At 42.2% G+C, this 26,975-nt stretch carries 24 protein-coding genes; 18 read left to right on the forward strand and 6 right to left on the reverse strand.

Going from position 1 to position 26,975, the window contains the following annotated elements; translation table 11 throughout:
* Positions 1-69: 69 nt before the first annotated feature.
* Both V7K84_RS03740 and V7K84_RS03745 read right to left on the reverse strand, forming a co-directional pair.
* On the reverse strand, positions 70-1,176 hold the full coding sequence (locus V7K84_RS03740) for a ligand-binding sensor domain-containing protein (protein WP_334836506.1): 1,107 nt from the start codon (positions 1,174-1,176) through the stop codon (positions 70-72).
* Between the two features lie 94 nt (positions 1,177-1,270).
* Positions 1,271-1,405 carry a hypothetical protein gene (locus V7K84_RS03745; RefSeq protein ID WP_334836508.1) on the reverse strand — a complete coding sequence of 45 codons (135 nt, stop codon included), beginning with the start codon at positions 1,403-1,405 and terminating at the stop codon, positions 1,271-1,273.
* Between the two features lie 635 nt (positions 1,406-2,040).
* Here V7K84_RS03745 and V7K84_RS03750 point away from each other — a divergent pair.
* The 5 genes from V7K84_RS03750 (at position 2,041) to V7K84_RS03770 (ending at position 6,084) form a co-directional block, all read left to right on the forward strand.
* On the forward strand, positions 2,041-3,471 hold the full coding sequence (locus tag V7K84_RS03750) for a form I ribulose bisphosphate carboxylase large subunit (protein WP_334836511.1): 1,431 nt from the start codon (positions 2,041-2,043) through the stop codon (positions 3,469-3,471).
* Positions 3,472-3,608: 137 nt separating this feature from the next.
* Positions 3,609-4,019, forward strand: coding sequence for a RuBisCO chaperone RbcX (gene rcbX / locus V7K84_RS03755; RefSeq protein ID WP_334836514.1), 411 nt, complete (start codon positions 3,609-3,611; stop codon positions 4,017-4,019).
* A gap of 47 nt (positions 4,020-4,066) precedes the next feature.
* Positions 4,067-4,405 carry a ribulose bisphosphate carboxylase small subunit gene (locus V7K84_RS03760; protein ID WP_094327886.1) on the forward strand — a complete coding sequence of 113 codons (339 nt, stop codon included), beginning with the start codon at positions 4,067-4,069 and terminating at the stop codon, positions 4,403-4,405.
* Positions 4,406-4,810: 405 nt separating this feature from the next.
* Positions 4,811-5,356: a photosystem II reaction center PsbP gene (gene psbP, locus V7K84_RS03765; protein ID WP_334836517.1), complete on the forward strand. Its 546-nt coding sequence runs from the start codon at positions 4,811-4,813 to the stop codon at positions 5,354-5,356.
* A 131-nt stretch (positions 5,357-5,487) separates the two neighbouring features.
* On the forward strand, positions 5,488-6,084 hold the full coding sequence (locus V7K84_RS03770) for a Maf family protein (RefSeq protein ID WP_334836519.1): 597 nt from the start codon (positions 5,488-5,490) through the stop codon (positions 6,082-6,084).
* Positions 6,085-6,154: 70 nt separating this feature from the next.
* On the opposite strand, the gene V7K84_RS03775 is transcribed toward V7K84_RS03770, so the two are convergent.
* Positions 6,155-6,382: a hypothetical protein gene (locus V7K84_RS03775; RefSeq protein ID WP_334836521.1), complete on the reverse strand. Its 228-nt coding sequence runs from the start codon at positions 6,380-6,382 to the stop codon at positions 6,155-6,157.
* A 201-nt stretch (positions 6,383-6,583) separates the two neighbouring features.
* Here V7K84_RS03775 and V7K84_RS03780 point away from each other — a divergent pair, with 201 nt between their 5' ends.
* The 4 genes from V7K84_RS03780 (at position 6,584) to V7K84_RS03795 (ending at position 11,742) form a co-directional block, all read left to right on the forward strand.
* Entirely contained in the window at positions 6,584-7,321 is a 738-nt protein-coding gene (locus tag V7K84_RS03780; RefSeq protein ID WP_334836523.1) for a phycocyanobilin:ferredoxin oxidoreductase, read from the forward strand.
* Between the two features lie 838 nt (positions 7,322-8,159).
* A complete protein-coding gene (locus V7K84_RS03785) occupies positions 8,160-9,584 on the forward strand; it encodes an HlyD family efflux transporter periplasmic adaptor subunit (protein WP_334836525.1) in 1,425 nt (474 codons plus the stop codon).
* 167 nt (positions 9,585-9,751) lie between these two features.
* Positions 9,752-10,906, forward strand: a complete 1,155-nt coding sequence (gene devC / locus V7K84_RS03790; RefSeq protein ID WP_334836527.1) for an ABC transporter permease DevC — start codon at positions 9,752-9,754, stop codon at positions 10,904-10,906.
* A 128-nt stretch (positions 10,907-11,034) separates the two neighbouring features.
* Positions 11,035-11,742 (forward strand): DevA family ABC transporter ATP-binding protein, encoded by a 708-nt coding sequence (locus V7K84_RS03795; RefSeq protein WP_322705359.1) that lies wholly within the window; start codon positions 11,035-11,037, stop codon positions 11,740-11,742.
* A gap of 203 nt (positions 11,743-11,945) precedes the next feature.
* Here V7K84_RS03795 and V7K84_RS03800 read toward each other — a convergent pair whose 3' ends face one another.
* On the reverse strand, positions 11,946-12,770 hold the full coding sequence (locus V7K84_RS03800; protein WP_334836529.1) for a hypothetical protein: 825 nt from the start codon (positions 12,768-12,770) through the stop codon (positions 11,946-11,948).
* Positions 12,771-12,874: 104 nt separating this feature from the next.
* On the opposite strand from V7K84_RS03800, the gene V7K84_RS03805 reads away from it, so the two are divergent.
* The 7 genes from V7K84_RS03805 to recG all read left to right on the forward strand — a co-directional run bounded on the left by V7K84_RS03805 (position 12,875) and on the right by recG (position 20,914).
* Complete coding sequence (locus V7K84_RS03805) at positions 12,875-13,672, forward strand: HAD family hydrolase (RefSeq protein ID WP_334836530.1); 798 nt, start codon at positions 12,875-12,877, stop codon at positions 13,670-13,672.
* Positions 13,673-13,722: 50 nt separating this feature from the next.
* The gene (locus V7K84_RS03810) at positions 13,723-14,505 is read left to right on the forward strand and encodes a Uma2 family endonuclease (RefSeq protein ID WP_334836533.1); all 783 of its coding nucleotides are present in this window, start codon (positions 13,723-13,725) and stop codon (positions 14,503-14,505) included.
* A 365-nt stretch (positions 14,506-14,870) separates the two neighbouring features.
* Positions 14,871-15,035 (forward strand): hypothetical protein, encoded by a 165-nt coding sequence (locus V7K84_RS03815; RefSeq protein WP_334836535.1) that lies wholly within the window; start codon positions 14,871-14,873, stop codon positions 15,033-15,035.
* Between the two features lie 218 nt (positions 15,036-15,253).
* Complete coding sequence (gene rpsB / locus V7K84_RS03820; RefSeq protein WP_012411819.1) at positions 15,254-16,048, forward strand: 30S ribosomal protein S2; 795 nt, start codon at positions 15,254-15,256, stop codon at positions 16,046-16,048.
* Positions 16,049-16,286: 238 nt separating this feature from the next.
* Positions 16,287-17,231, forward strand: coding sequence for a translation elongation factor Ts (tsf, locus tag V7K84_RS03825; protein WP_334836537.1), 945 nt, complete (start codon positions 16,287-16,289; stop codon positions 17,229-17,231).
* Positions 17,232-17,457: 226 nt separating this feature from the next.
* Positions 17,458-18,327 (forward strand): hypothetical protein, encoded by an 870-nt coding sequence (locus tag V7K84_RS03830; protein ID WP_334836539.1) that lies wholly within the window; start codon positions 17,458-17,460, stop codon positions 18,325-18,327.
* A 91-nt stretch (positions 18,328-18,418) separates the two neighbouring features.
* Positions 18,419-20,914: an ATP-dependent DNA helicase RecG gene (gene recG / locus V7K84_RS03835; protein WP_334836540.1), complete on the forward strand. Its 2,496-nt coding sequence runs from the start codon at positions 18,419-18,421 to the stop codon at positions 20,912-20,914.
* 236 nt (positions 20,915-21,150) lie between these two features.
* On the opposite strand, the gene V7K84_RS03840 is transcribed toward recG, so the two are convergent.
* A complete protein-coding gene (locus tag V7K84_RS03840) occupies positions 21,151-21,726 on the reverse strand; it encodes a hypothetical protein (protein ID WP_334836541.1) in 576 nt (191 codons plus the stop codon).
* A 163-nt stretch (positions 21,727-21,889) separates the two neighbouring features.
* Here V7K84_RS03840 and V7K84_RS03845 point away from each other — a divergent pair, with 163 nt between their 5' ends.
* Entirely contained in the window at positions 21,890-23,170 is a 1,281-nt protein-coding gene (locus V7K84_RS03845; RefSeq protein WP_334836542.1) for a tetratricopeptide repeat protein, read from the forward strand.
* 9 nt (positions 23,171-23,179) lie between these two features.
* Here the strand turns inward: V7K84_RS03845 and V7K84_RS03850 are convergent, their stop codons facing one another.
* A complete protein-coding gene (locus V7K84_RS03850; protein ID WP_334836543.1) occupies positions 23,180-24,133 on the reverse strand; it encodes a glycosyltransferase family 2 protein in 954 nt (317 codons plus the stop codon).
* A 467-nt stretch (positions 24,134-24,600) separates the two neighbouring features.
* Here V7K84_RS03850 and V7K84_RS03855 point away from each other — a divergent pair, with 467 nt between their 5' ends.
* Positions 24,601-26,961 (forward strand): PhoX family protein, encoded by a 2,361-nt coding sequence (locus tag V7K84_RS03855; RefSeq protein ID WP_334836544.1) that lies wholly within the window; start codon positions 24,601-24,603, stop codon positions 26,959-26,961.
* Positions 26,962-26,975: the final 14 nt, after the last annotated feature.

Below are 26,975 nucleotides of genomic sequence, written 5' to 3' on the forward strand. Positions count from 1 at the left end.
ATTTTTTGTCCTTTGTCATTAAGTCGTTAGTCATTTGCTAAGGACAGAAGACAAAGGACAAATGACTAATCATTTAACAGCGCGACTGAAAGCAATATGGGGTTTTGCACTGTCGGTTTTGGGCATTAACCAAGCTAGACCTTCACTAGTGCCAATCCATAATTTATTGCCGATATCAGGTGCAAGGGTAATAACCCGACTAGAAGGAAGTCCAGCAACTTCTCCGTCTAATACAGCTCCTGTATTTGGATCTAATCGTAACAAACCATTATTAGTCCCGACCCAGACACTACCATCTTTAGCAAAACGTATCGCCGTTACATCACGCCCACGCAAGCGGGTTACAGACCGCAACACTGCACCAGTTTTTGGGTTAATAACTAGCAAATTATTCGGCATTCCTGCCCAAATTAACCCTTCTGGACTAATAGCTAAAGCTTGTACAGTCGTCCCTGGTAAATCGGCTATTCGCTTCATAATCGCAGCACTAGCAGTATTTACCCGCACCAATCCATCTAGAGTACCAACCCACAATTGACCTTCAGCATCTAAAGTCAGGGCGTTAGCGCTGACACCAGGCAGATTTTTTAATGTTGTCATAATCAAGCCTTGGTCGGGACTAATTAGAGCTAAACCGCTATCGGTTCCAGTCCACAAATAACCCCTTTTGTCAAGTAACAGTGACAACACGCGTTTAGAAGGCAAAAATAAATTTTGTGCGGTGATTTCGTTTGTGCGGGGGTCAACTCGAACTAGTCCCTCATAACTTCCTACCCACAAACGTCCTACTTTGTCTTGGGCTAAAGCACCAATGGCAACATTCGGTAAGCTCACACGAGAAATAATCTTGCCGGTTTTAGGATCGATCCGCGATAGTCCCCGCCAAGAACCTACCCAAAGATTACCTGTAATATCTCCCAATAAATTACCAACACGATAATCAGTTTTCGGCGAATTTTCTTCAACTCCCCGCTCATCGGGCAAAGATTCTACTCGCGGTGGCGGTGCGGAAGATGGGTAAGCGGGGGTTACATCAGATGAATTAATATCAGGGGTTTTTTGCGCCCATCCCATATTTGGCAAAGCTATCAACCCCAGCAAGATAGAAGTAATTAATAAACTAGTACGCTTGTAAAACAATACCACGGTGACATTTCCTTTGGAGACAGTACCCATAGCATTTACCTAAACTGGCTTTGGGTTAATTTCAGTGTTCCCCTTGCTGGGATTTTTTAAACATTGGGGATTGGGGACACAACTCTTGGAGAGGCTACGCCAACGACAAGCGGTAGTTGAATCTCGACTTCGCTCGATTACCGCGTAGTCCAAACTCAATGCATTGCTGGGAACTGGGGATTTCTCCATCTCCCTCATCTTTTAAGTCCTTTACAGTTATTAATGACATTTTGTAAAGCTTTTGTAACAAAAAGTTTAAATCTTTATGTAATAACAAAATTAAATAGATAAGTTAAAAACTTTCAAAGAATAACTTATCGAATTCTTGATATATTGTGAAACAAGTTACAAATTACGTGGTGTGCAATTCTTTTATCTTTTGCTCACCACTCTGCTAAATCTCTGTCAAGTAAATTCTTTTCTGGTATCTTTTCCATCAAAGGTCAAGATATAAGGAGTGTAAAGGCGGGAATGTGTGCCAGCCAGCCCAATCCCCTGAATACCCTGATTTATGGGGGGAATTATCTAAATGCTGCCCACAAAAGGCGGAAGTTTTGGTGAAATTGAGAAGGTTTAGTTGGGTGCGAAGAAGAGGTAAACAAGAATTTTGATTTTTAGCAAGAGGGAACAGTAGAAGCGCTAGGTCGTGTACCTCTAGAAGGGGAAAACACTGGTGAGGAGGGCTACCACCGCTACCAAAGTGTCCGCCGCAAAAAAAACTGCTAACCTTTGCCAAAGGCAACTTCTAACAAAAAATTTTTCCGATCTTCCCCTCGCTCAAGGGGGGCAAGAGCGGGGTGAGGGGAAGTTGCACAAAACGTGATTTGATAATTAAAAAGAGTGATTTCAGGGAAGGATAAAATTATGTCTTACGCTCAAACGAAGACTCAGAGCAAATCTGGGTATCAAGCCGGGGTTAAAGATTACAGACTAACTTATTACACACCGGATTACACACCAAAAGATACCGATCTTCTAGCTGCGTTCCGTATGACACCTCAGCCTGGTGTTCCTCCCGAAGAAGCAGGTGCGGCTGTTGCGGCTGAATCTTCCACAGGTACTTGGACAACTGTGTGGACAGATTTGCTCACCGACCTCGATCGCTACAAAGGTCGTTGCTATGATATCGAACCAGTTCCCGGCGAAGACAACCAGTACATTTGTTACGTTGCCTATCCTTTGGACTTGTTTGAAGAAGGTTCTGTAACCAACGTATTGACCTCAATTGTTGGTAACGTATTTGGTTTCAAAGCTTTACGGGCACTGCGTCTAGAAGACATCCGTTTCCCAGTAGCTTACATCAAGACCTTCCAAGGGCCTCCTCACGGTATCCAAGTTGAGCGCGATAAGTTAAACAAATACGGTCGTCCTTTGCTGGGTTGTACCATTAAGCCCAAATTGGGTCTTTCCGCTAAGAACTACGGACGTGCTGTATACGAGTGCTTACGCGGTGGTTTGGACTTCACCAAAGACGACGAAAACATCAACTCCGCACCATTCCAAAGATGGCGCGATCGCTTCTTGTTCGTAGCTGAAGCTATCAACAAAGCTCAAGCAGAAACTGGTGAAATTAAAGGTCACTACCTAAACGTAACCGCTCCTACTTGTGAAGAAATGCTGAAGCGGGCTGAGTATGCAAAAGAACTCAAAATGCCCATCATCATGCATGACTACCTCACCGCAGGTTTCACCGCCAACACCACATTGTCTCGTTGGTGCCGCGATAACGGTATCTTGCTACACATTCACCGTGCTATGCACGCTGTAATCGACCGTCAAAAGAACCACGGTATCCACTTCCGTGTATTGGCTAAAGCCCTACGTTTATCTGGTGGCGATCACATCCACACAGGTACAGTAGTTGGTAAGTTGGAAGGTGAGCGCGGCATCACAATGGGCTTCGTTGACCTGTTGCGTGAAAACTACATTGAGCAAGACAAGTCTCGTGGTATTTACTTTACCCAAGACTGGGCTTCTCTACCTGGTGTAATGGCAGTTGCTTCTGGTGGTATCCACGTATGGCACATGCCCGCACTAGTAGAAATCTTTGGTGATGACTCCGTACTACAATTCGGTGGTGGTACTCTGGGACACCCTTGGGGTAACGCTCCTGGTGCAACCGCTAACCGCGTCGCCTTAGAAGCTGTTGTTCAAGCTCGTAACGAAGGCCGTAACTTGGCTCGTGAAGGTAACGATATCATCCGCGAAGCTGCCAAGTGGTCTCCTGAACTGGCTGTTGCTTGCGAACTGTGGAAAGAAATCAAGTTCGAGTTTGAAGCAATGGATACCGTCTGATCTGGGTTAACAGTTAAGAGTTAAGAGTTAGAAGTAGAGACGCGATTCATTGCGTCTGTACAAGAGTTAGGATTTGCTTTGCATTAATTCATAACTCATAACTCATAACTCATAACTCTTCAGGGCTGGGGTCAAGCATGAATCTTAAGCAAATTGCGAAGGACACAGCCAAAACTCTCCAAAGCTATCTGACTTATCAGGCTCTAAGGACAGTATTGGCACAGCTAGGCGAAACGAATCCACCATTAGAACTTTGGTTGCATAACTTTTCGTCTGGCAAAATTCAAAATGGTGAGTCATTCATTGAGCAACTGTTGCGAGAAAAACCAGATTTGGCTTTGCGAATCATGACTGTCAGAGAACACATTGCGGAAGAAATTGCAGAATTTTTACCGGAAATGGTTCGCACTGGCATTCAGCAAGGCAATATGGAGCAACGTCGCCAGCATTTAGAACGCATCACACAAGTAGTAGACACATCTAACCCCAGTCTGCAACCAGAACAGCAAACAACTTCAGATCGGGATTTGGATAACTTATCCAATTAGTTCGGTCAACCTAGTAGTCAAAAATCGCAACACATTATCATAAAGCTATGCAAACTTTACCAAAAGAGCGTCGTTACGAAACCCTTTCTTATCTGCCACCCCTGACTGACGCTCAAATTGCCAAGCAGATCCAGTACATTTTGAATCAAGGTTACATTCCAGCGATCGAGTTCAACGAAACTTCTGAGCCAACAGAATTATATTGGACAATGTGGAAGCTGCCTTTGTTCGGTGCTAAATCTACTCAAGAAGTATTGAGCGAAGTTCAAGGATGCCGTTCTCAATTCAACACTAGCTATATCCGTGTTGTGGGTTTTGACAACATCAAGCAGTGCCAAATTCTCAGCTTTCTTGTTCACAAACCCAACAAAGCCAACAGATACTAAGCCTAGTCAGTTGGAATTAATCATGGGATAGTTCAAGTCATTTGTTTGTCCCTGTATAGGAGAGGTAGAATTATCTGCCTCTCCTTTTTTATGGAACAGAATAAAGACGTCAGTGTACAGAATTCCCAACTGAATTCTCTACACTGACGGATAGCGTAGCTAAAGCCTTCTCTTCTCCTTTTCCTGTCGGAAACGCTGCGCGAAGGAGAGATTTTGCCAACGGCACTCTACGAGAAGCGTCTTGATTTTGAATACTGAATTCTTTTCAAAATTAGGCGTTAGGCAACATAAGCATTTATACTTCACCATCTAATGCATTATCCTAAGCGTCCCGCTTGGTGGGAGAATAAAGACGAGAAATGATGCAAGCCTTGTGTTATCTCCAGCCCAAAGGAATCTATAGAAATGTGGAAACGAATTGTATTAATTTTGCTATTGGTGTTGAGCTTCAGTCTGAGTAATTCGGATGTAGCGGCTGCGGCTGGACTCAAAAGCTTTGTAGACAGTGGTGATGGCTATCAGTTTTTATATCCTAACGGCTGGCTGCCAGTTAAAGTTGCCGATGGGCCAGATGTGGTTTTCCACGATTTGATTGAGGTGTCTGAAAATGTTTCGGTTGTAATTAGCCCAGTTCCTGAAGGCAAAACTTTGTCAGAATTGGGAACCCCAACAGAAGTAGGATACAAATTAGGAAAAGCAGCTCTCGCGCCTCCTGATTCTGGTCGTTCGGCTGAATTAGTCAATGCTGCCCAGCGAGAAGTAGACGGTAAAACATACTATCTTTTAGAGTATGAGGTTAAACTCCCCAATCAACAGCAACGACACAACATCGCCAGCGTTGCTGTGAGCCGTGGTAAACTTTTTACCTTCAACGCCTCAATTCCTGAAAAACGCTGGCAGAAAGTTAAACGAATGATTGATGAGGTTGTTAATTCTTTTTCTGTTTATTAATTGGGGAGTGGCAAGTAAGAATTTTAGATTTTAGATTTTAGATTTTAGATTGGAATTTAATCCAAAATTTAAAATCCAAAATCCAAAATTGAATCGCCGAATGCCCAATTAACAAATTTTTCTAAAATCTCATGAAAATTCCACCTTTTGTACTTGCTTCAGCTTCTCCAGCCCGACGCCGCTTGCTGCAAACTGTTGGTATTGAACCGATAGTTCAACCTAGTGAGTTTGATGAGTCGCAAATTGAACTAAGTGAACCAGCAGAATTGGTCAAAACTCTTGCCCTGTATAAAGCGGAAACTGTAGCCCCACAGTTTGAATCAGCTTTGATTATCGGTTGTGATTCAGTTTTGTCCATCAATGGTGAAATTTACGGCAAACCAGCAGACTTCTCTGAAGCGATCGCTCGTTGGCAGATAATGCAAGGTAACTTTGGCGACTTATACACAGGTCACGCCTTAATTGATAATCAGCAAAAACGGACTTTAGTCAAGTCTCAAGTTACAAGAGTTTACTTTGCTCAAATGAGCGAAAAGGCAATTAAAGCTTATGTTGCCACTGGTGAACCACTCAAGTGTGCTGGTGCCTTTGCCATTGAGGGTTTTGGTAGTTTCTTCGTGGAAAAAATTGAAGGCTGTCACAGCAATGTAATTGGACTCAGTTTACCCCTGCTGCGGCACATGCTAGAAGAATTGGGATACGATGTCACTGATTTCTGGCAGCAATAGTCATTTGTCATTTGTCATTTGTCATTTGTCATTTGTCATTTATCCAAAGTGAATAACCAATGACCAATAACTAATAACTAAATTGCCTGATATTCAGTATTGCTTCGCCATGATCTGGAATCCAGACTAGCCACTCATCTGCTGAAACAGGACACAATAAAAGTGCTTCGTCAAAACTAAAGGGGCTGGGAAGTTGCAAAAGGTTTACCCAAGTAGAAGCTCTGAACCTCTGTAAGCCTTCCAGATTGTGCCTTCTTGCTTGCACAGCAAAATCCGGTCTATGAGAATCTAGTTTCATAGCTTTCTATTAACCTTCACAAATGGGCTAATCTAAAATTATTTCTGTAACCTAGACTACAAAATAAATAATCATTGTGAAAAGCATCTGTCTTATAAATTTACGTTGGCTGGGTGTAAGTGTTTGCTTATATTGCAGACCACAACAGGTATGGCACGACAGGTTGTAGACTGGCCATTAGATCGCATTCCCAACTAGAATATGTCATTTACTTCTATGCCCTCGCTGCGCGAGCAACAACATCCCCTAATTCGTCAGCTAGCTGATTGTATTGAGGCAGCTTGGCATCAGCACCTGGATTTATCCCCCTACCATTTGCCTAATGAGTTGGGGTATGTGGAAGGTAGATTAGAAGGCGAAAAACTGACGATTGAAAACCGGTGCTATCAAACCCCCCAGTTTCGGAAAATGCACTTGGAACTGGCAAAAATCGGAAATATGTTGGATATTTTGCACTGCGTCATGTTTCCCCGTCCAGAATACAACCTGCCGATGTTTGGTTGTGATTTAGTTGGGGGTAGAGGTCAAATTAGTGCTGCGATCGCAGACCTTTCTCCTATCCAAGTAGAACGTACCTTACCAGAATCTTATACTTCTGCACTGACACAGTTAACAGTGCTTAACTTTTCCCAACCCCGTGAATTACCAGAATGGGGAAATATTTTTTCAGATTTTTGTATTTTTGTGCGCCCCAGTTCTCCTGAAGAAGAAACAATGTTTTTGTCGCGGGTGCGAGAATTTTTAGACATTCATTGTACCCAAGCGATCGCCTCACATCCTGTTTCAGTTGAACAAGTCACCCAAAATCTCGCCGGACAACACAACTACTGCACCAAACAGCAGCAAAATGATAAAACCCGCCGCGTATTAGAAAAAGCCTTTGGCCCAGCTTGGGCAGAAAATTATATGACCACAGTTTTATTCGACCTCCCAACTTAATCATCCTCTCCATCACGCTCATCTCCCCCATCTGTAGGCTCTGCTACGTTTTCAGCTAATGGATAAATGTAGAATTCATTCAACGAGAGTTTTATGGAGTTCCAAAACAGAACAGGGAGAATAGTAAGGTCTTTGAAGCGAATATCACAAAATGGTTTGTTGTCTTGGTAGGTGCAAACAACTAGAGACAGCTAACTCATTGACCAGAAAGTTAAGGAAACTCTGATGTTAGGAATGTTTAAATTGACCCTTCGACTTCGCTCAGGGTGAACAGATATTTTTTAGTTAGTTAATCGTTGATTGACTTAAGGAAGACTAACTTTTTTAGCAAGATTGTGTCCAACAAAGGCAACAGTCTATTTTTGATGTTTCTTTTCAATTTTGTGACTAACTATAGCTGTAGTGAATGTAGCAGTAAAGTACCGCATCATACCAATTTAGAATTTTTTATAGAGACGCAATATATCGCGTCTCTATATCTAGATTCATACTGCTTGTGAATTCTGCTAACTCCCATTGCACTCATGTCTCAATAATACTCAGAGTTATTGAATAGCCAGCTACTATAGCGTTTCTCAGTTTCAATACAGGCTTATCCCCGCCCCCTAGTAAGCCTCAAAGCCGTTGGGAGAAAGGTCAAAGTGTATTGCATACATAATGAGCGGCTATAGAAAACACCATTTTGTAAAGCCATAGTGTTGAACGTTCATCACACAATGGATTTTTAAGCCATACCCAGCTTGAAACCACTGTTGTTTGTCCTAACAGCTGGCTGTTGATTAAAAACCTTTTTATTTTTATTTCCATCAGCACAATTCAGGTAAATGGGCAACATACTATGTCAAGGGTGACTGAAAAGCCGAAACCAAGTGAACAGACACTAAATCATGAACAACCTAAGATTTGGTGGGGTATCGCTGTAGCCGTGCCAGTAGTAATCGCCGCTGGCATACTAGGTACGGCTAAAATCGAGCAGTTAAGAAAACTAACTACATCCGCACCTGTAATGCCATCTACCAATAGCATTAGTGCTGTAGGGCGTTTGGAACCGCGAGGCGAAGTTGTTAAATTGTCCGCCCCATCATCAGGATTAGCGCCATCGTCACGAATTCAGCAACTTCTGGTGAAAGAGGGTGAACGGGTAAAGCAAGGTCAAATTGTGGCAATTTTGGACAACCGCGATACCCAAGTAGCCGGATTACAAGAGGCAAAAGCGAAAGTCCAAGAAGCCAGTGCGAATTTAGCGCAAGTCAGGGCTGGCTCTCCCAGAGATATTCAAGCTCAAAGAGCAGTTATCGCTCGCCTACAAGCGCAGTTAATTGGCGAAAGGAATGCAGGGCAAGCAACGATCGCGCGGGTTGCAGCTCAGTTAAGTGGTGATAAACTTGTCCAACAAGCAACCGTGAATCGCCTAGAAGCTGAACTTAGTGGGCAAAGAGATGCTCTCAGAGCAACGATTACACGTATTCAAGCCGAACAGCGCAATGCTCAAGTCGATGCCGGACGCTATGATTATTTATACAAAGAAGGTGCTATTTCTCAGCAAGAGCGGGACAGAAGACGCTTGAGTGCAATAACTGCTAATCAGCAGGTGGCTGAAAGCCAAGCTACCCTAAAGCAGACATTGGCAACCTTGCGACAGCAACTTGCTGAGGCTAGAGCCAACCAAATACAAAATTCAGCAACTTTGCAACAGCAGTTAATCGAAGCTAAAGTTAACCGCGATAAAAATGTCGCAACTTTGCAAAGACAAATCGATGAAGAAAAGGCCAAACTAAGCCGAATTTTAGATGTTAGTCCTACCGATGTGCAAGTAGCGCAAGCCCAAGTTAGTAATGCGATCGCAAATGTCAGAAAAGCCGAAGCAGAACTAAGATTGAGCTACGTTCAAGCACCAATCGCTGGAGAGATTTTAAAAGTTTACACCAAATCGGGTGAAGCGATCGGCGCAAATGGCATTGCTGAAATTGGCCAAACCAACCAAATGTTTGTAATTGCTGAAGTCGCCGAAGACAGCATTGGTAAAGTGCGTCTTGGTCAAAATGCTACTATCACCAGTGATAACGGCGCATTTAACGGTGAATTAAAGGGAATTGTCACTGAAATTGGCAGAAAAATTGGTAAAAAAGATGTGCTGAATACAGATCCAGCCGCAGATGTGGATGCCAGAGTAGTAGAAGTGAAAATTGCTCTATCTCCAGAAGATAGCCAAAAAGTTTCTGGTTTAACTTACGCCAAAGTTCTTGTTGATATTAATAATTAATTAAGTTGTCGGTGAGCAGTAATCCTAATCCATGATTTGATATTTTGGATTAAAAATATTCGTTAATAGTCTGTTTAAGCAATTTTAAACATTCTATCAATCCGGTACGGATGTCACGATAATAGGTTGAAAATCTAAAACGCTAAAATTGCTGAGACGCCTATAAAATGAATCAAAAAATACCTCTGTCGTGGCTACAACTGACAAGGGAAAAAACCCGCCTAGCTGTAGCTTTAGCAGGAATTGCTTTTGCCGATATTTTAATGTTTATGCAACTCGGCTTTCGGGATGCTCTGTATTATAGTAACGTTCGATTCCATAACAGCTTGCAAGGCGATATTGTTTTAATTAATAGTCAATCGAACGCTATATTGGCGATGAGAAGCTTTTCTCAACGACGATTATATAAAGCTTTAGAATTACCCGCAGTTCAATCAGTACATCCGATCTATTTGGACTTTACAATCTGGAAAAATCCTGTAACAGGTCGTCCTCGGAGTATCCTAATTTTTGGAATGAACCCAGAAACTAACCTAGTTAATTTACCTGGAGTTCAGGAAAATTTAGATAAACTTAAACTACCTGATGTAGTTCTATTTGACCGTTCTTCTAGGGTAGAGTATGGGCCGATCGCTGCTAATTATGACCAAGGAAAACCTGTAATGGCAGAAGTACGAAGGCGGCGAATTAAAGTAGGAGGACTCTTTACATTAGGTGCATCATTTGGCGCAGATGGTAATTTAATTACAAGCGATCTCAATTTTTTCCGAATATTCAGCAATCGTCAAAAAGGATTAATTGATATTGGGCTAATTAGATTAAAGCCGGGAGCAGATGCTAATGTTGTTGCCCAACAATTACGAAAGTATTTACCTAATGAAGTAAATGTTTTAACTAAACAAGAATTTATTGATTTTGAGCGGAGTTACTGGGCGAATAGTACAGCTATTGGCTTTATTTTCACATTAGGAACTGTCATGGGTTTCATTGTGGGTACTGTGATTGTTTATCAAATTCTTTACACAGAAGTTGCCGATCACTTAGCCGAGTACGCTACCCTGAAAGCGATAGGTTACACACAAAACTATTTATTGACAGTCATTCTTCAAGAAGCTTTATTATTAGCAGTTTTAGGCTATTTTCCTGGAATAGTTTTTGCCTTATTTATGTATGACAGTGCCAGAAATGCAACACTCTTACCAGTCTTTATGAGTTTTGAACGCGCGACAATGGTATTGATTTTGACCATGCTGATGTGCATTATTTCTGGTGCGATCGCAGTTAGAAAATTACGCTCTGCCGATCCAGCAGATATCTTTTAATTAATTCAATGTTAATTAAAATATGTTAACAATAAATTTGACTTACGATCAAAACTAAGAAAATTTACTTTTTGACAGTTACTACAGTTAAATTTTGGAACTACTAATTTATAACTAACAAAAATATGATGGAAAAAGAACCTGTAATCGCCATTAAAAATCTCAATCACTTCTATGGCAAAGGCGCACTGAGAAAACAGATATTATTTGATATCAACCTAGACATTTATCCAGGTGAGATTGTGATTATGACTGGGCCATCAGGTTCAGGTAAAACAACATTACTGAGCTTAATTGGCGGTTTGCGGTCTGTACAAGAAGGAAGTTTAAAATTTTTAGGTGAAGAACTTATTGGCGTCAGTCAAAACAAATTAGTGCAGATGCGACGCAACATTGGTTATATTTTCCAAGCTCACAATTTGCTAGGGTTCTTGACAGCCAAGCAAAATGTGCAAATGGCAGTGGAATTGAACGATAATATTTCTCAAGCAGAAGCAGTGGCTAAATCAAAAGCTATGCTGGGGTCTGTTGGTTTGGAAGAACGAGTTGATTACTACCCAGACAATCTTTCTGGTGGACAAAAACAAAGAATTGCGATCGCCCGCGCCTTGGTGAATCGTCCTCCTTTGGTACTAGCAGACGAACCAACAGCAGCATTAGACAAACAATCAGGACGCGATGTCGTGGAAATAATGCAGAGTCTAGCCAAAAATCAGGGAACTACTATCTTATTGGTGACACACGACAACCGTATTTTAGACATAGCCGATCGCATTGTCGAAATGGAAGATGGTCTTTTAACCCGTAATTCCCCCAATACAGTTATTCAGTCATGATTTTTAGTCATTAGTCATTTGTCCTTTGTGAATGACCAATACAACTCTTGGAGAGGCTGCACTTCTCTACGAGACGCTTGCTTCCACGAAGTGGTACGACTACGCTCTGTTACCACGCCAACGACTACGCGGTAGTTGAGCGCAGTCGAAACTCTGTACAAGTGACTAATGACCAATGACTAATGACTAATGACAACCATAAATTATTGTCTAGCCGAGCCTGATTTTTTAATTCCAGATGGCTTTGGTGGAGTTGGAGTATTTGGTTGGCGAGTAGTACGAAAAGTTACATTCACGCCTTCATTCGATTGTTCCAGCACAAGTAGAGGCGTAGGTTTAGCCTTTTGATCCCAATGCATGGTAGCAATCCGACCTTGAATTATTGGTTGCCAACTATCTTCGTCTTCTATAGGGCTTAAGTAAGTTTCTATACAATCAATAATTTGACTAATAGTCGCAGAAGTTGCTTGCGTCGGTAACTTCATTAACTTGATTTGAATCCGAAACAGCACCCGTTTAGCAGAATTTCCTGGACTACCAGTCTCATACTCGACATCAAAAATTTCATCTACTTGCCGTCCAGCACTATTAGCAATTCCAACCGATCCTTGTTGGGCTTGATTTGGACGCAGGGCTTGAGAAATTTTTTCTTTGATCTGAATCTTTATTTGATTAAGAATTGCAAAATGAAACACCTCCTCTGACATCCGCATTCGCAGATAATCCAGGTTAAAGTCCCGTGAGTTCACCAAATCGGGATTAGTTTCCATTTTGCGAATTGTTTCCAGCGCCAGCTTAAACTTTTTCTCTAGTTCTCGCGCGCGGAATTGTTCAAACTTAAGTTTTTTCTCCAGCTTATCCTTCTGGAGTTTAATATATACAATCAAAGCAATCACCACTAAAGCCAGTCCTCCAGAAGTTACCAACAATAATGGTGGTATTTGAGGATTACTTGCTGGCACTTCCTGGGATGCCTTTTTAGTAGTCTTTTTCCCAGAGGATTGGGCAAGAAACATTGAAGTGGACATGGTGGGAAACTGAAAAACTTGACTCCTGATGTTTAGGATGCCCAAATCTTCAGGGTCATCTTGCTGTATGATTAATATTTTTTACAGCCTTTTACAAACCGTATATGTCCAGAGATTTGAGCCTCGCTCCCCTATCTGAGGTTTCATCTATTTGCCTGAGTAAGATTCGTCTGATAGCCACAGATATGGATGGCACCCTGACTAGACGAGGAAAATTTACTCCCGCACTGCTACAAGCTTTAGAGGATTTAGCTACATCTGACATTAAAGTGCTAATTGTCACCGGACGTTCGGCTGGCTGGGTAAGTGGATTGAGTAGTTTGATGCCAGTAGCAGGTGGGATGGCAGAAAATGGCGGTTTGTACTTTCCACCTGGAAATCAGAAACCAGTAGTTTTAACAGCGATTCCTGATTTAGTTCAACATCGCCAGTACTTGGCTACGACTTTTAAGAATTTACAAACTAAATTTCCCCAAATTCAAGAATCTGCTGATAATCGCTTTCGCGTCACTGACTGGACTTTTGATGTAGCTGGTTTGCGTGAAAACGAACTACAAACCCTAGATAATCTTTGTCAACAAATGGGTTGGGGATTTACCTATAGCAACGTGCAGTGTCACATTAAACCCCAAGGGCAAGATAAAGCTGTAGGATTATTGCAGGTATTGCGCGAATATTTGCCCCAGTATTCATCAGAACAAATTGTTACTGTTGGCGATAGCCCCAATGATGAAAGTTTATTTGATCGGCGTTATTTTCCTGTTTCTGTAGGCGTGGCAAATGTCCTGGAATATGTGAATCAGTTGAAATATCAGCCTGCTTACATTACCACTGCTGCTGAAGGGGAAGGATTTTGTGAGTTATCTAGTTATATTTTAAAAAGCTTGCACATCTCAAGTTAGGAAGAACTAGAGTTGTTCTAGAATCATTTCGTAGCACTGATTTTATAACTATGACGGCTACTGTACCTGTTAGTGTCGAATCAGAAATATTTTACCCTAGTGCTGATGGTCAACCAGTGGCAGAAACCTACGACCACCTTTATGCCTTACTAACTACCTTAGAAGTCCTGAAACAGTATCTAGCAAATCGTCGGGCAACAGTATTGGCAAATCAATTTCTTTACTATGCACAGGGCTTTCCCAAATTACGGGTAGCCCCAGATGTGATGGTGATTTTTGATGTTGCATCTGGCGGTCGAGACAACTATAAAATCTGGGAAGAGGGTCAAGTACCCACAGTTATTTTTGAAATGACATCCTTTGGGACAAAAGGACAAGACGAAATCTTCAAAAAGACCCTCTATGAACAGCTAGGTGTCAAGGAATACTGGCTATTTGACCCTAAAGGCGAGTGGGTGGAACAACAGTTACGTGGCTATCGCCTGCGGGGAGAAATCTACGAACCGATACAAGATGGACGCAGTGAACCGTTACAACTGCGCTTGGTGGTTGAGGGAAGGCTAATTGGGTTTTATCGAGAGGCTACAGGGGAAAAATTACTGATTCCTGGTGAACTAGTAGAGGCTTTACGACAAGAAGTTTTAGCAAGACAGCAAGCAGAAGAACTAGTAGAACAGGAACGTCAACGAGCAGAACAGGAACGCCAACGAACAGAACAAGAACGTCAACGAGCAGAACAAGAACGCCAACGAGCAGAACAGGCAGAGTTACAGATAGAACAGTTAAAGGCAAGGTTGCGATCGCTCAATGTAGACCCCGATACTATTGAGTAACATGCACCAGAAGTTGCTATAGTTACGCTCGTTGTAGATGTAGCAAGTGTTATGAACTAGTAGACAATTTGTTACCTGTGTCTTTGCTACATTTATTACCTGAGACAGAATACAATGGATGAATCTCTAGGGCGTTTCAATCTAATAAGTCTCAACAATACTGATTTTATTGAGAAGACTGTTTTATACAGTCATTCACAAGCAAAACTGAATCAAAGGATAAATAAACCGCCAGCCCTTTAAGCACCCAGAGACACTAAGAGATTAACAGATATTTCAAGGATAGGTTAGCGTTTTATTTCCTACTTCCACTAGAAAGTCCAAGATCAATAAGAATTTACCTTTAAATAGCGAGGTATAAAATTATGCAAGAAATTGAAAGATTCTTTGGCAACTTATTCAGTGGCATACTCAACCGCTTTAAGTATTCTGCGATGGACGCTGCCGATCGCAAAATGAGAGAAACTATCGACGATCGGCTCGAACAACGGCGACAAAAACCTAAACCCGAAGATCGAGAAGACCGCTAGTAGACCTTTAAAACAGCAAGATTTTCATTAATAGTGCTGCCCAATTGTTGAGTAGGCAGCACTATTTTCTTGGACTCACTCGGTCAAGCAACTACAACTCTTCAGAATATGTTAACCTAGTATGGTTAACTAATCTCGCACATCTAAGAATTCGGGTGTTTCCCGATTGGGAAATACACTTGGATGGAGGTTTAACCCGAATTGGAGTTGAAAAATATATGCCAGTAGTTTCATTGGCTCAAATGATGGAGTCAGGGGTTCACTTTGGGCATCAGACCCGGCGTTGGAACCCAAAAATGTCTCCCTACATTTATACTTCCCGCAATGGCGTGCATATTATCGACTTGGTGCAAACTGCCCAGTTGATGGATAATGCTTACAACTACATGCGATCGCACGCGGAACAAGGGAAGAAATTTCTTTTCGTCGGCACCAAGCGCCAAGCAGCTGGAATTATTGCCCAAGAAGCTAGCCGTTGTGGTTCCCACTACATTAACCAACGCTGGTTGGGCGGAATGTTGACCAACTGGGCAACCATCAAAACACGGGTTGACCGTCTGAAAGATTTAGAACGCCGTGAAGAAACTGGCGCACTAGATTTATTGCCGAAAAAAGAAGCATCAATGCTACGTCGGGAAATGACGAAGCTTCAGAAATACTTGGGCGGCATTAAAACAATGCGGAAAGTGCCCGATATCGTGGTAATCGTAGACCAACGTCGGGAATATAACGCAGTTCAAGAATGCCAAAAGCTGAATATTCCCATTGTGTCCATGTTGGATACAAACTGTGACCCCGATGTAGTAGATATCCCCATCCCCGCAAACGACGATGCTATCAGATCGATTAAGCTGATAGTCGGAAAATTGGCAGATGCCATTTATGAAGGTCGTCACGGTCAGCTGGATGCTGAAGATGATTACGAAGATTACGACGGCAGTGAGTATGACGATGACTACGAAGAAACCGAATATACTGATGCCGTAATTCCCGATGAGGAAACAGAAGAATAGTGCTGAGTGAAGAGTGCTAAGTCCTGAGTAAGATAGAAAGACTCAGCAAATTGAATAGTGCTGAGTCTTGATTTTTGAAGTTGTAAGTTGTGATTTGTCAATGAAGAATAAAATTGATAACTGAACACTCAAAACTCAGCACGGGCTAAACGCCCTGCTAACGCTAACAAAACTCAGTACTCAGTACTAAATTAGGTGAGCGATTACAACTCGAGGTCAAGTTAGGAATTGAGGCAACATGGCGGAAATATCTGCAAAACTCGTCCAAGAGCTACGCCAAAAAACTGGTGCTGGCATGATGGACTGCAAAAAGGCGCTGATAGAGACTGAAGGCAACGTAGAAGAAGCCGCAGACTGGCTACGGAAAAAGGGCATCTCTAAAGCGGGGGCAAAAAGCGATCGCATTGCGGCAGAAGGTCTAGTAGACACTTACATTCAGCCTGAAGGTCGGGTGGGTGTACTCATAGAAGTCAACTGCCAAACAGACTTTGTTGCTCGTAACGAGGCTTTTAAAGCTTTAGTTAAGAATCTAGCAAAGCAAGCAGCGACAGCTGATAGTGTTGAGTCTTTGCTGGCTCAACCCTATATTGAGAATGAAAGTGCGACTGTAGAAGAATCCATCAAGCAAACCATTGCCACCCTTGGTGAAAACATCCAAGTGCGCCGCTTTGTTAATTTTGCAATAGCAGAAGGTACACAAGGTGTGGTAGACAGCTACATTCACACTGGCGGTCGAGTTGGTGTATTAGTAGAACTGGGTTCCCAAACTGAGTCAGTGGCTGCTAATTCAGAGTTCCAAACCTTGGCACGGAACACTGCAATGCAAGTTGCGGCTTGTCCCAATGTCGAGTATGTGAGCGTAGACCAAATCCCCGCCGAAATTGCCCAAAAGGAAAAAGACATTGAAATGGGCAAGGATGATTTGGCGAACAAGCCTGAAAACATCAAAGAAAAGATTGTTCAGGGACGGATTGAAAAACGCTTGAAAGAATTGACTTTGCTCGATCAGCCTTACATTCGCGATCAAAGTATTTCCGTGGAAGACTTGATAAAGCAAGTGAAGGCACAATTAGGCGAAGAGATTAAAGTGACTCGCTTTGTCCGTTATATACTGGGCGAAGGCATTGAAAAGCAAGAAATCAGCTTTGCTGATGAAGTCGCTGCACAAATGGGCACCAAATAATATTAGTCATTGGTCATTAGTCATTAGTCTTTACCAAGGACAAATGACGAATGACTAATGACTCCTTAAAATACAGGTCAGCTTATTTGCTTGACCTGTATTTTATTTAGTAAAGACAGAAAATTTCGCATTTAATTTAAAATCTAAAATTCTCTGGAAAGTTATCTTAAAATAAATTTGTACATTTGTACTATGTAATGGTTCAGATGGTCAAGAGCGAAAAAATATGGCAAGAGCAATCGAGCGAATTGAGCAGGATATTGCAGCACTCCAAGAAGCGATCCGGGCGATCGCAATCGAACTACAAAGTGCTTATGCTAGTTATCTAAATACCTTGGGGCTAGCTGTACGCAAACAGTTGATTCTCGCGAGTTACCACCTCTGCACTCAAGGATATCCCGAAAACTTTCTGCATTTGTCATTGAATCAGCGCCAGCAATTGCAACAAGCCATCCGCAAGTTGGGTCAACTCACAGCTGAACAATTGCTCATTTATCTTACAAGTGAAGAATCAGGGGAAGATGAGGTGGATGAGGGAGACGATATGGATGAGGAAGATGAGGTGGATGAGGTGGATGAGGAAGTAACATCCTCTTCATCTTCACTATTTCTGAACACTTCTAATTCTCAATATCTCACTGCCAACACCTCCGATCCGATAGAACTGGCAAAATGGCAACAGAAATTAGAAGAAGCCGCGCAAGAGATACTGAAAAAACTTTCCCATGATGCTAATATTTTGTTACAAAAAGCTGGAATATTACCGAAAAAATTACCAGAACCGATTTTAGCAGCAGCTGCGGCAGCATCAGAAGCATCTGCTGAGGTCATGCCAGGACCACCCAATTTATTAAACTTAGTAATTGAAATTGAAAATGAGCAACAGTCAGAAGATTCTGGACTGACTCAAATTATGGCTATTAACCTGCGGCTAGGAGAAATTGAATTTGCTGATGTGACACTTTCCTCTGAGCGCAAGCGAATCCGCAGTATTTTAGTCCAGCTAAACAAACTAGGACGAGAGTATAAAAAGAGATATAAAGAAAAAGCGATCGCTGAAGCGGAAGCTGCATGGCGCGCTAGTTGGTTTGAATAAAGTTATGAGTTATGAATTATGAGTTATGAGTTATTTATTCCTAGCTCTTAACTCCTCACTCCTAACTCCTAACTCCTAACTCTGCTGACCAATGACTAATGAAAAACCAGATTGGATACGATTGCACAAAGCCCTGGCAATAGAAGCTGAACGTGGCTTTACAGACTTGATGGGCAGAGAATACCGTTTCAGTGAATTTCTGAGCTTAACTTTGGGCAAATTCCCAACAGGCTTACCCCATACTGAACGCCGCCGTTGGCAAGGATTAGCGGTGCAATTTGCTAGTTATCCACATCTAGCACAGGAAGAAAGGCAGCATTTAGTAGCAGAGACTCGTAGGTATCTTTCCCAACTACAGCAAGAAGAGCAGGGGGAGCAGGGGAAGCAGGGAAGCAGGGGAGCAGGGGAGCAAGGGAAAACTTATCAATCCAAAATCCAAAATCCAAAATCTAAAATCATCTCTGAGGTGAGTCGGAGACTTGCACCGAAAATTGAGCAAAAACTCAGTGATTTACCAGAAATAGGTTTTAAAAAAGCTGATAATTTGGCACGGCTTGGTTTACATACCGTCCGTGACTTGCTTTTCTACTATCCTCGTGACCATATTGATTATGCGCGTCAGGTAAATATCCGCGAGCTACAGGCGGGTGAGACGGTGACAATAGTGGCTACAGTGAAGCGTTGCAACTGCTTTTCTAGCCCTAAAAATCAGAAATTATCAATTTTAGAACTGGTAGTAAAAGATAACAGCGGTCAAATCAAAATTGGCCGTTTTTACGCAGGTACGCGCTTTAGCAGTCGCGCTTGGCAAGAAAGTTTAAAACGCCGTTATGCAGTGGGTAGCATTCTGGCGGCGTGTGGGTTGGTGAAAGAAAGTAAATACGGCTTGACACTGGATAATCCAGAACTAGAGGTTTTGGGAAATCCAGGGGATACGATTGAGTCGTTGAATATTGGGCGGGTAGTACCAATTTATGGGCTAACTGAAGGCGTGGTGGCGAATACAGTGCGACAGGCGGTAATTGCTGCTTTACCTGCTGCGGCTAACCTGAAAGACCCTTTGCCAAGTGGTTTGCGGCAGAAGTATGGTTTGATGGAATTGAAAGATGCGATCGCTAATATTCATTTTCCCAGCGATAGCGCCGCCCTCCAAGTTGCCCGTCGTCGCCTGGTTTTTGACGAATTTTTCTACCTACAACTTGGGTTACTGCAACGTCAACAGCAAGCAAGAGCGATTCAAACCAGCGCCATCCTCGTCCCACGCGGTCAACTTGTAGAGAAATTCCACGAAATACTGCCTTTTCAACTCACTGGCGCACAGCAACGAGTTCTGAACGACATTCTCAACGATTTACAAAAACCTGTGCCGATGAATCGTTTGGTGCAAGGTGATGTCGGTTCTGGTAAAACAGTCGTCGCCGTGCTGGCTATCCTTGCAGCAATTCAATCTGGCTACCAAGCGGCGCTGATGGCTCCCACAGAAGTTTTGGCAGAACAACATTATCGCAAGTTGGTTAGTTGGTTTAACCTCTTGCATTTACCAGTGGAATTACTGACAGGTTCGACTAAAGCTGCTAAACGAAGACAAATACATTCTCAGCTAGGAACTGGTGAATTACCTCTGCTAGTAGGAACCCATGCATTGATTCAAGACCCTGTAAATTTCCAACAACTAGGGTTAGTAGTGATAGATGAACAGCATCGCTTTGGAGTAGAACAACGGGCACGTTTGCAGCAAAAAGGCAATCAACCTCATGTGTTAACTATGACAGCTACCCCAATTCCCCGAACCTTAGCACTGACGATACACGGGGATTTGGATGTAAGCCAAATTGATGAGTTACCACCGGGACGACAAAAGATTCAGACAACAGTATTGTCTGGTCAGCAACGCAACCATGCTTACGACCTGATCCGCCGAGAAATTGTCCAAGGTAGACAAGTTTATGTGGTTTTGCCATTAGTGGAAGAATCAGAAAAATTGGATCTGCGATCGGCTGTTGACGAGCATCAAAAGTTACAAGAAAGTGTTTTTCCCGACTTTCAAGTTGGGCTGCTACACGGTCGCATGAGTTCAGCCGAGAAGGACGAATCTATTACCAAATTTCGTGATAACCAAACGCAGGTTTTGGTTTCTACTACAGTTGTTGAGGTGGGTGTAGACGTACCCAATGCTACAGTGATGCTCATCGAAAATGCGGAGCGATTTGGCTTATCGCAACTCCACCAACTGCGTGGGCGTGTTGGTCGTGGTGCGGCTCAATCTTACTGTTTGTTGATGAGCAGTTCCAGAAGTCCTGATGCTCAACAACGACTGAAGGTACTGGAACAATCTCAGGATGGCTTTTTCATCTCAGAGATGGATATGCGTTTTCGTGGGCCAGGGCAAGTACTAGGAACTCGTCAATCTGGAGTGCCAGATTTTACCTTAGCGAGTTTGGTTGACGATGAGGAAGTTTTACTTTTAGCGCGGCAAGCAGCGGAGAAAATAATAGAAATGGATGCAACTTTAGAGCGCTGGTATTTGATGAAAGAAGAATTGAAATATCGATATGAGCGATTGATGGGTGGGGCAATTTTGACTTAGTTTATCTTGTCTTGATGATAAACAGCTACTAGATATAGATGGTACTACAGTTTCTGATAGCTGGGACGATCGCAGAAGTGAAGCGTAATTCGCAAGTTGGAGCAGGAATACAATTTCCCATTAGTGCAACCAAGTTGAGAAAAAGATAAGTACAGTACAACTACTGGCGAACGTAGGCACATTGCCAGAAGTGGCGAGGAAAGCATTAGAGTCAAACTTCAGCGATCGCTCCAAATTCACAGACAGTAAAGTGTGAAGAATTCCTTCAACTGTGTCTTACCGTCTTGAGTAAAGGGATTATAAAACACCTCATCGCTATTACCCTGATTCCAAAAACGCAAAATTCTAGGGTAGTCGGCGTAACGAACGTAAATTAGAGAGGTTTTTGTAGAGCCGATAATATTAAATTTTGTGCGATCGCGCCGTTGAGTATCTTCCAGATCATGCCAGGGAGACTGACATTCCAACATTAGACAAGCTTTACGGCAGTGTTCACCCAAATTAGGGTTCATCACAATAATGTCTACCCTAGAGTTAACCCAGAATTGCCACAAGGTTTTGTCCTCTAAGTAAACCCCTTCCCGTTTAGGGCAGGCTATTTGCAAAGGAAATTCGGTGAAGTACCAGTAGTTTTCGCCCAAAATACCACGCACCAATTCCATGATAGACAGGGCGTAACCACTTATCAATTCTCCTCGCTCAAAGTCGGCAGTGAAGAAATGTGTATCTCCACTAAATAATTTAGATTGGTGAAAATCAGCGTGGTTGGATCTTGCATAGCTAGTGTAGACTGCGTTGTAATGATCGGTCATTTAACTTTCTCCAGATTCGTTTATCTATATGTTTACAACCTATCTGGAAAACCCTAACAAAATCTCCCCACAAACGTAGGCAATTTTGTGGGTAATTTTGTGGGTGGTCTCTCACCCAAAGAAATTGATAACCTTGAGCAGTAAATACAAAGACATTGAAGCGATGCCAAATTTAACAGATCAGTTAAACGAAGATTTCTCAACAGTTTACCAATTATACGAATGGGAGAGATTTTACCTGGATCTATTGAATTGCAATGGTGGATATGGATTGAGTCCTCAAGAGCAGAGATGTTTGAAAGCCATTGCTATTGACTTACCTCGCGATCAGATTGCTAAAAAACTAAAAATTACAACTGATACAGTAAAGAGCTATTTAAAAAAGCCTTACGAGCTTATTAAAATGCTTTTCCCAGATGAAACTACAGAGGGAAACATGACAGAGACAAAAGCTCGTTATCTAATTTTGAGGAATTATAAAAAAATATCCCAAGCAAGTGTTTCTAATTTTGGGCAAAAAGATGAGCCGAATTATGAAGCCAACAACAATATAGAAGATATAAGCCTAATTAAAGAGTATACATGGCAGACAATTGAGCAAGTTCAACCTTATATTGATAAATTTCACAACTTCTGTAACTTTGAAAGTTATACAAAAGCTTTTTACACAATTTTTGATACTGACGATTATGAAAATTGTGTTTATAATTTCTTGAGTTCGCATGGCTACTTAAATATCATAATTGCTCTTTATGAGCGATTAATAGAATCTTGGATGCCCCGAAAAGTCGAAAAGTGGGAATTTATAACTACACTTGCTTGTTTAGGCGATGCTCATGATCGGATGGGCAATCACGAAGTAGCCATTGGACATTATCAAAATTGCTTGAAAATTGCTGAGGAAATTGATGATATAGACAACATTGGTGGTTCTCTTGTAAATTTGGGTCTTGCCTACTTTTCTTTAGAAAACTATGAAGAAGCACTTGACTATAGCCGACTTGGTTTAGAAATTGCAAGAGAGAGTGGAAACAGAGAATTTGAAGCCAATGCACTAAATAACTTAGGCATGATTTACAGTGATCTTGAAGAGTACCAATTAGCTATTGATTATTATCATTTTTCGTTAGAAATTAAATCAAAGCTTAATGATCCTCAAGGAGCAGCAGGGTCATTAATTAATATAGGCAACACATACCGCCAGCTAGAAAAATATGAACAAACTATTTCTTACCTTCAACGCGGGATAGAAGCTGCTCACCATAGTCATCATAATCAATTTGAAGCTAATGGCTGGTTTAATTTAGCATTGGCTCTAGAGTGTCTACAGCATTATTCAGATGCTATTTATGCGTATGAAAAAGCTTTTAATCTATATCAGCAAATGGAGATGACTGAAAATGCAAAAGATTGTAGAAAAGCGATAACCCAGATGACCAAATGAAGCTCAAACTCACAATAATTGCTGCATTTGAGCATAGGCTTCATAGACACCTTTCACGTTATACCAGTTGAGGAAAATTCGGGCAATTTCTAAAGCTAATTGCGGTTTATCTAAGTTAATTAGCCATTGCAATAACGGAGCCATTGTCCGTTCATTTAACGCACCGTTAAGTGACAAAATCCCCCAAAGTAAGCGATGCAGCCAAGTCATTTGAATCATCATTCGCACTTCCCATGTGGGATGCTTTTGATAAAACAAAACTCCCATACGTCCGCGTTGAATCTCTTGGTCAATTAATCGGGGAATTTGCTCTAAGTTAAATGCTGGATGCCAGTGATATCCTACGGCTTCTGGACATTTAATTAGTGTCAAACCTAGTTTTTTCAGCCGCACTCCTAATTCTAAATCTTCCCAGCCATAGAGTTGAAAGCTTGTGTCAAAAAGTCCCGCTTTATCTAACCAATGTTTGGGAATTGCTACATTTCCCGTAGCAAAAAAAGCCGCTGAAAAATCTGTGACTTTGTAGGGTTCAGCAGTTGGGTTGTTGAAATTGCAAGTATTAATAACTGCACCGTAAGTGAAAAAGCGATCGCTCCCCAATTTCTCTTTCCCTTCTACTAGCGCGTCAGCATGAGCTTGCAGGAAATTCTTCAGCACTACCAGATCGCTATCAATAAAGATAATTGTGTCTCCCTCTGCCTTTTCTACTCCCAAATTCCGAGCCGCAGCCGGGCCAGCATGATCTTGTTGAAACCAGCGCACATGGGGAAACTCTTTTTTGTGTGCTGCTAACCACTCCAATGTGCCATCAGTAGAACCATCATCTACCAAGATAATCTCGTAATTAGTAACCGAACTTGGCTGACTTAACTCCTGCAACTCCAAGGCGCGGAGGCACTTTTCTAAAATCGGTTGGCGATTATAAGTCGGTATTACAACGCTGAAAAACACAGTCTCACCCACAACGCTATTTACACATCTCCAGGATAGGACAGATGAGGCGCTGACACTGTTCCTTAACTAATTTTTGTTGAGAAAAACAGCAAAAGAATGCAACAGATGTATAACACCTCTCGCTAAAGCATCGGCGATGCAGTCAGCGCAGATGGGGTATCTATCGCAAACATTTTTTGAATTGGTATAACTTCTTACTTTGAGATTTAGTAGCGAAAAAAGGCTTTAATCAACTACAAAATAAATCCCCATTAATCAAGATATAACCTGGGGTTAATTTTTGGTCATTAGATTATATGACAAACTTAAAATTTTTTGTCTAGTTAGCTGACCTAAATAGCAAACAACCTTTTGTTAATAACAGGTTACTTACTATTCAAAATCTGTGGCATTTCACGTAAAATTGATGGCTTTTTCTGTCAGTAATCAAGATTTGCCTTGATGAAATTTTTGGTGTCACAACAGAGGAGAGTTTTATGTCTAAATTAAGTCGCAGACAAATTTTAGTATTTTTTGCTGGCAGTGCTGGTGCTGCTGTCTTGGGAGACACAATTCTAGATGGTGTTTCTAGTATTGCAGGAGCAAACAACAGGCGATTGAGCTTTACACCAGTGCGCTTACCTCATTCCTTAGCGATTTATAAACAGCAGAAAAGTTTCTTGCCAACGGGAATCGGTCAAGGACAGGTAATCAATGCATCTGCAAATGCGAAGTTAAATAGCTACAACGTAGTTGATGATGTGGTAGTGCCACCAGAGTACGAACGTTATGTAATTATCAGCTGGGGCGATCGCGTCTTTCCTAACACTGATGATTATTTCGGTTACAACAACGATTATACGGGTTTCATTCCTCTGGGCAGAACTAACGATATAGGCTATTTGTGGGTTAATCATGAATACGTAAGTTTTCCTTTTTCCGATCTAGCACCAGAAGCTCCTGCCGATGTTAAAGGATTACCTACCACCTTTGAATCAGTGATTGGTCGGGCTTTACCTTCCACTAGAAGTATTGAATTTGACGGCGAAGCACTATATAACTTAGGCGGATCGATCGTCCGCATCTCCCGACGTAATTCCAGTAACCGTTATGCTGTGGTTAAAGGTGATGCGAGAAATCGCCGCCTTCATGGTCTTTCTGGGTTGGGAATTAATAGCCAAAGGAGTGATGAATATAAAAATGTCACTTCTTGGGGAAGTCGTAGCCACCAAAAAGGCGATCAAAACTATCTCATCGCAACTGGCCCAGCTGCAACCCAAGTATTTAACCTCTCCTCTGATGGATTGGGTAACAAAATTATTGGCACTGGCTATAACTGCTCTGGCGGTACAACTCCTTGGGGAACGATTTTAAGTGCAGAAGAAAACTTTCAAGGAAGTGTAGGATCTTTTGTTGGTGTCACAGAATCAGTCAACCCTAATGGTACTCAAACAGGTTACATCGATGGTACTACTGGTAAGACTTTCGGTTTAGTTGGCGAAAAATACGGTTGGATTACAGAAATTGACCCCGTTAATCCAAATTTCCGCCCTCGCAAACATACTTCGTTGGGTCGTTTCCGCCATGAAAACGTTGCCATCCGTGCCGAAGCTAAAAAACCGTTAATTGCCTACATGGGTGATGATAGACGTGGCGGACACACCTGGAAATTTATCAGTGCAGGTGTTATTTCTTCACCAACCAGTAAAGCTAACAGCAGTTTGTGGGAAAGTGGTACGTTGTATGTCGCCCGTTACAATCCAAATGGTACGGGTCAATGGATACCGTTAAGTTTAAACAGTCCCACCAATCCCATTTCACCATCGGTGATTTCTTCTGTGGAGTTTGCTGCTTTGGGTTCGGCTCAAAGAAATGGTCTTTTACCCCTGCCAAAACGCAATGGTATTGCAGGTCAAACTACAGATGGTGGTTCCCTCGCAGTCGATCGCACCAACGAAGCAGAGAGGCTACCTGCTTATCAAGGTAAGAAGCTATCTGACTTCTACACTTCCCAAGGTGCTATTCTTAGCGATGCCTTCTTAGCAGCGAATTTGGCTGGCGGAACTCCCACCGCACGTCCAGAAGATATAGAAGTGCATCCGACCACCAAAGAAGTGTTCATTGCCTATACTGATGGTGCGCCAGGAAGTGACGGTTATCCAGATTCGCGCATTTTCCAGGTTGCCAAGTTGAGTACAGATGTCAACGCAACGCAACAATCAGGAGGATTGTACAAGATTATTGAAGATAGTGCCGATGGTACAGGTCTAACCTTCCGTTGGCAGAGATTTGCCCAAGGTGGAGAAGCCGGATCGATTTCTGGTGCTGGTTTTGCCAATGTAGATAACCTGGTATTCGACAATAAGGCAAATATTTGGGGGGTAACAGATATGTCTACCACCACTCACAATGGTTTTAATGTCGGTGCTGCTGGGACAGTAACTACCATCGACCACACAGTTAGTGGTAATGTTTCTAACTTCACAGGAGTTTTCGGTAATAACTGGCTATTCTATATTCCTACTACTGGTAAGAATGCCGGAGAGGTAATACCTTTTGCTCACGGGCCAGTGCGTTGTGAGATGACTGGGCCAACTTTTGTGGGAGATACGCTGATTATTTCGGTACAGCATCCCGGCGAAGATAGCCCAATTAATGATGGCACGATCCTGAGTCGTGAGATTGAATTATTGGATTTGAATGGTGTTACATTCAATCAGGCTCGGACTGTGCCTCGTGGTAGTAGTTGGCCAAGTAACATTCCAGCTGCTGACGGTGGTAAGGGTCAACCTATAAGTCTTCCCAAACCATCTGTAATTGGCATTAAACGTAAGAATCCTACTGGTAGTTTTACTTAAAACTATCTGTGTAG

Origin of the sequence: Nostoc sp., from assembly GCF_036917315.1 — a bacterium.
Classification (GTDB): domain Bacteria; phylum Cyanobacteriota; class Cyanobacteriia; order Cyanobacteriales; family Nostocaceae; genus Nostoc.